Source organism: Aetokthonos hydrillicola CCALA 1050 (assembly GCF_017591665.1).
Taxonomy (GTDB): Bacteria; Cyanobacteriota; Cyanobacteriia; order Cyanobacteriales; family Nostocaceae; genus Aetokthonos; species Aetokthonos hydrillicola.
On record NZ_JAAKGC010000233.1, the window covers coordinates 1 to 3,752 of the forward strand.

5 protein-coding genes are annotated in these 3,752 nt (G+C 40.5%); 1 reads left to right on the forward strand and 4 read right to left on the reverse strand.

All coding sequences use genetic code 11. From position 1 onward, the window contains the following. Positions 1 to 316: 316 nt before the first annotated feature. Positions 317 to 703 (forward strand): sulfite exporter TauE/SafE family protein, encoded by a 387-nt coding sequence (locus tag G4P69_RS40795; RefSeq protein WP_208354712.1) that lies wholly within the window; start codon positions 317 to 319, stop codon positions 701 to 703. On the opposite strand, the gene G4P69_RS36135 is transcribed toward G4P69_RS40795, so the two are convergent. The 4 genes from G4P69_RS36135 to G4P69_RS40155 all read right to left on the reverse strand — a co-directional run bounded on the left by G4P69_RS36135 (position 640) and on the right by G4P69_RS40155 (position 3,559). After that, positions 640 to 1,212 carry a class I SAM-dependent methyltransferase gene (locus G4P69_RS36135; protein WP_208354713.1) on the reverse strand — a complete coding sequence of 191 codons (573 nt, stop codon included), beginning with the start codon at positions 1,210 to 1,212 and terminating at the stop codon, positions 640 to 642. The two genes, G4P69_RS40795 and G4P69_RS36135, sit on opposite strands and share 64 nt — an antisense overlap. Before the next feature lie 313 nt (positions 1,213 to 1,525). After that, complete coding sequence (locus tag G4P69_RS36140) at positions 1,526 to 2,341, reverse strand: class I SAM-dependent methyltransferase (protein WP_208354714.1); 816 nt, start codon at positions 2,339 to 2,341, stop codon at positions 1,526 to 1,528. Positions 2,342 to 2,432: 91 nt separating this feature from the next. Next, positions 2,433 to 2,666 carry a hypothetical protein gene (locus G4P69_RS36145; protein ID WP_208354715.1) on the reverse strand — a complete coding sequence of 78 codons (234 nt, stop codon included), beginning with the start codon at positions 2,664 to 2,666 and terminating at the stop codon, positions 2,433 to 2,435. Continuing rightward, positions 2,660 to 3,559 (reverse strand): helix-turn-helix domain-containing protein, encoded by a 900-nt coding sequence (locus G4P69_RS40155; RefSeq protein ID WP_208354716.1) that lies wholly within the window; start codon positions 3,557 to 3,559, stop codon positions 2,660 to 2,662. The genes G4P69_RS36145 and G4P69_RS40155 overlap by 7 nt, the downstream gene beginning before the upstream one ends. Positions 3,560 to 3,752: the final 193 nt, after the last annotated feature.

The following is a 3,752-nucleotide window of genomic DNA, read 5'->3' on the forward strand; positions in this document are numbered from 1 at the left end:
AGAGGGTGTCTGGTAGTACATCCGAGGCGTATCACACCGACTTTCAAGCGTGAACATGCTTCCGTCAGTGTTGCTTAAACACCTGTAAAGTAGCCTGTCTATGTTTGGCTATGTAAAAGGTAACTATAAACTAATAATTTAACTTTTGGAGTACCACCCACACCTAGGCACCCTTGTAGATTAACATAACTATTGTAGATTGATCGTGTCCCAGTATCAATAGAACTTATCCTTTGGACAAGCAAACACATTTGTTTCCTGCATCGATATTCTCTAAAGTTCAAATCAACCCTTCTTTAACTAATTGATTTGAACCATGACAACGCTAACGTTCTCCTCAGCGGTTCTACTCTTAAGTGCTAGCGGTATAGCAAGTACACTCAATAGCGTTGCTGGTGGGGGTAGCTTTTTTTCTTTTCCGGCTCTCATCTTTGCAGGATTACCACCGCTCAAGGCAAATGCGACCAACAACACAGTTACCTGGATAGGTTACGCAGTAAGTATTTATGCTTATCGTTCTGATCTTTCGATTCCCTTTCGGCAGCTGCTAGTACTAGCCTTGATTAGCTTAGTGGGGGGAGTGATGGGGGCAATATTGCTTCTAAGAACTCCACAATCCGTCTTTGCCAAACTGCTTCCTTACCTGTTATTAGTTGCAACTATATTATTTACGTTACAATCATTTAACTTTCTTGTTATCTGAATATTGCTGTCGTTTTCCAGAACATGATCTTTTGCGGTTGATATAGGGTCAAAACGCGAGTCAATTATAAATACCTGTCCACCTGCTCTAACAGATCTGTAAACTTTTTCCAAAAACGAGTCGAGTAATTTTGGTGGGACATGAGATAGCCAAAAAGAGAAAAAAACTAAATCGTATTCCACATCTGGTTCCCATGAAAATAAATCTACCTGTCGATAGTACACGTTAGCATCACCAACTTTTGCGCGATTAATTTCAATCACTTCTTGGGAAGCATCAAGTGCTGTAATTTTCTTACCAATCTTTAGAAGTTCCTGCGTCCAGATACCTGTTCCACAAGCTAGCTCCAAAATATTTTCTACTGTCCCTAGTTGGTACAATGCCTTTTTGACCACAGCAACTTCATTAAACCAAAGCCCGTTTATTTCCTCTCCCCGGTCATACCGTCCAAGTCTGTGAAACCATTCATCATAGTATGCAATTTGTTCTCGAATAATGCTATCTGTCATTACTGGGTTGTCTTTTGACCTTTCCTATATTTACTTTCATATTATACAGTAAACCTAGCGTTTTATCGCTAAATAACACTTACCTGTTTAAGGCTGCTAAGTACAGCATTTCATACATTCGTGGCGTTTTGGCTCCCATTGACCCTCACCCTAGCCGTCTCCCTATTGAGATAGGGAACAGAATTTAGCTCCCTTCTCCTGCGGAGGGAGAAGGGTTGAGGATGAGGACACACCATTTTCATTTCGCCATGAACTTGTGCAATCCTATACTAAGTTTGATCACCATTGACTCTCGACAACGCTAACAGGCTATTTATTTACTACCCAATACAAAGAAAGTTGTTGCATCATTCCAAATACCTTTGTGTGTTGCAGTTGCTTCAACTTGTGCAATGTATTCAGCTTTGAGTTGTTCTAATCTCTCTGGCGCGAGTTCTTTCACTTGAGAGCCAAAAGCGCTTCTCGCATTTGCATACCAGGCTTTTTCAACATTACTTAGATAAGAACCAAACTGTTCAGTTATAACTTTGATATCTTGGAACCCGACGTTTTTAAGCATATCTTGACACTTTTGAGGAGTTCCTAATGGCTCATTCGGATTCGGAATAAAAATGCCATAAGTTTGAGCTTTTTGTCTAAAAATAACAGCTGCTGTATGTGCAGTTTCAGCAAAGCAAGAAAAAGCAACTTTACCACCTGGTTTGAGAAAGCGATACCACTGCTGTAGAGAGTTCTGAATGTCGGTCAAATACACGAGCGCACTAGAGCAAAAAATGATATCAAAGCTCCTGTCGTTGAAATTGAGATAATCTGCGTCTGCTTCTATGAGTTCAATGTTTTTGATTCCAATCGTCTTAATCTTCCTCTGTGCTTGCTGTAGCATACCTTTGGCGATATCTACTCCCACTACTCTACCTGAAGAACCAACAATTTGTGCTGCATTAATTGCCACTAATCCTGTACCAGTGGCGACATCGAGGATTGCCTGTCCTGGCTGAGGTTGAGCGATTTCAATCAGACGATTCGCTAAACTGAGGTGAAATTGATTTCCTTCATCGTAGTTAGGTCTGGAATTGAAATCATCAATTACTAGCTGCTTATACTTGTCAATATCTACGTGGGTACTCATGGGAGTAAGCCTCCTTTAGATTACTTTCTACTAAGCTGAGGTTAAGTCGTTTTAAGCACTTTTGTCTTCTGAAAATTTGCTGCATTAATATTTAAAAATTGCTTTTATCTGGAATTTGATTAAGAAGGCGATCCAAATGGGATTTTTTCATTGGGACTAACTTACCCGGAAGGCTATCAACAATTAGGTGATTTACAGGAATAAATATACCGCAGCCGTTGGTTTCGACTTCGCTCAACCAACTGAGAGATCGTGAATTGAGCGAAGTCAAAACTCGCACTCCCCAGGTATTTTCTTTCTCGGAAATCACCTTAGCCTTTAACATCGGCGTGTTTGGTTTCGATAAGCTTTTGGTGTTATTCCTACATACTTGTGAAAAAAAGCAGTGAAGTTGCTTTGATTTGAACAGCCAACACAGTGGGCAATTTCTACAATTGGAAATTTATTCTCAGCCAGCAAATTTTTAGCTCGCTTAATTCGGCATTGAATTACGTACTGATGTGGAGATAGCCCAGTTGAAAGCTTGAACTGACGCGCAAAGTAATAAGGACTCATTGCAACAACAGCCGCAATCTCTTTGAGAGTAACTGTAGCCTCCAGATTATAGTGAATGTAATCAATTACCTGTTGGAGTTTTTGTGCTTGAAGACCTTCCGAGGGTTCTCGAATGACCGTTTTCGATATGGAATACCGTCTGAGAAGATGAACTGCTAGCGCTAAACCCAGCGATTCTCCATAGAGAAAACCTGATTCGCATCCGGTTTCAAGTTCTGCTTTTAACGCTGAACCAATATGTAGGATCTGAGGATCGAGCACTCCCCGCTTTGGGGCAATTTCAATTAAACTTGTATCAATTGATTCATAAGCAGCACGCTCAATTAGCGTTGGATTAATTGAGAGTAAAAGAAAATTTGCTGAGTCGTGCCAACGAGCTTGAGTTGGAACCCGTGAAGGAGTGATACAAATATCTCCTCGTTTCATCTGCGTCCTTTGTTCACGTCCGCCAGCTAAACGCCAGTCGATCTCGAATCGCCCTCCGAGTATTATCGTAACACTGTGGTGCTGTAGCTCTAGCTCAGGACACTCTGAGGGAGGTAAACAATGTTGTTCAACTTGAATACCATCCCAGGCTGATTTTGCACTGGACAACAGTGGTGAATGAGAGGATATGGGGATGATATCCCCGTTAGCTACGTTAATCCCTGAGATTCTGTTCACCGACACAAGTATAAATAGTCATAATCTTAAGAAATCTTGCGAGTTCTTAACATACCAAAGTAGATCGGGAAGTCTGATAGGCTGGAAAATCAATTTATTCTTGTATTGTACAGTAAATCTAAAAATTTATCGTTGATTAGGATATAATACTCTTTTCAATTAGAGATATCAACACTATATGAAAACTGTCTAT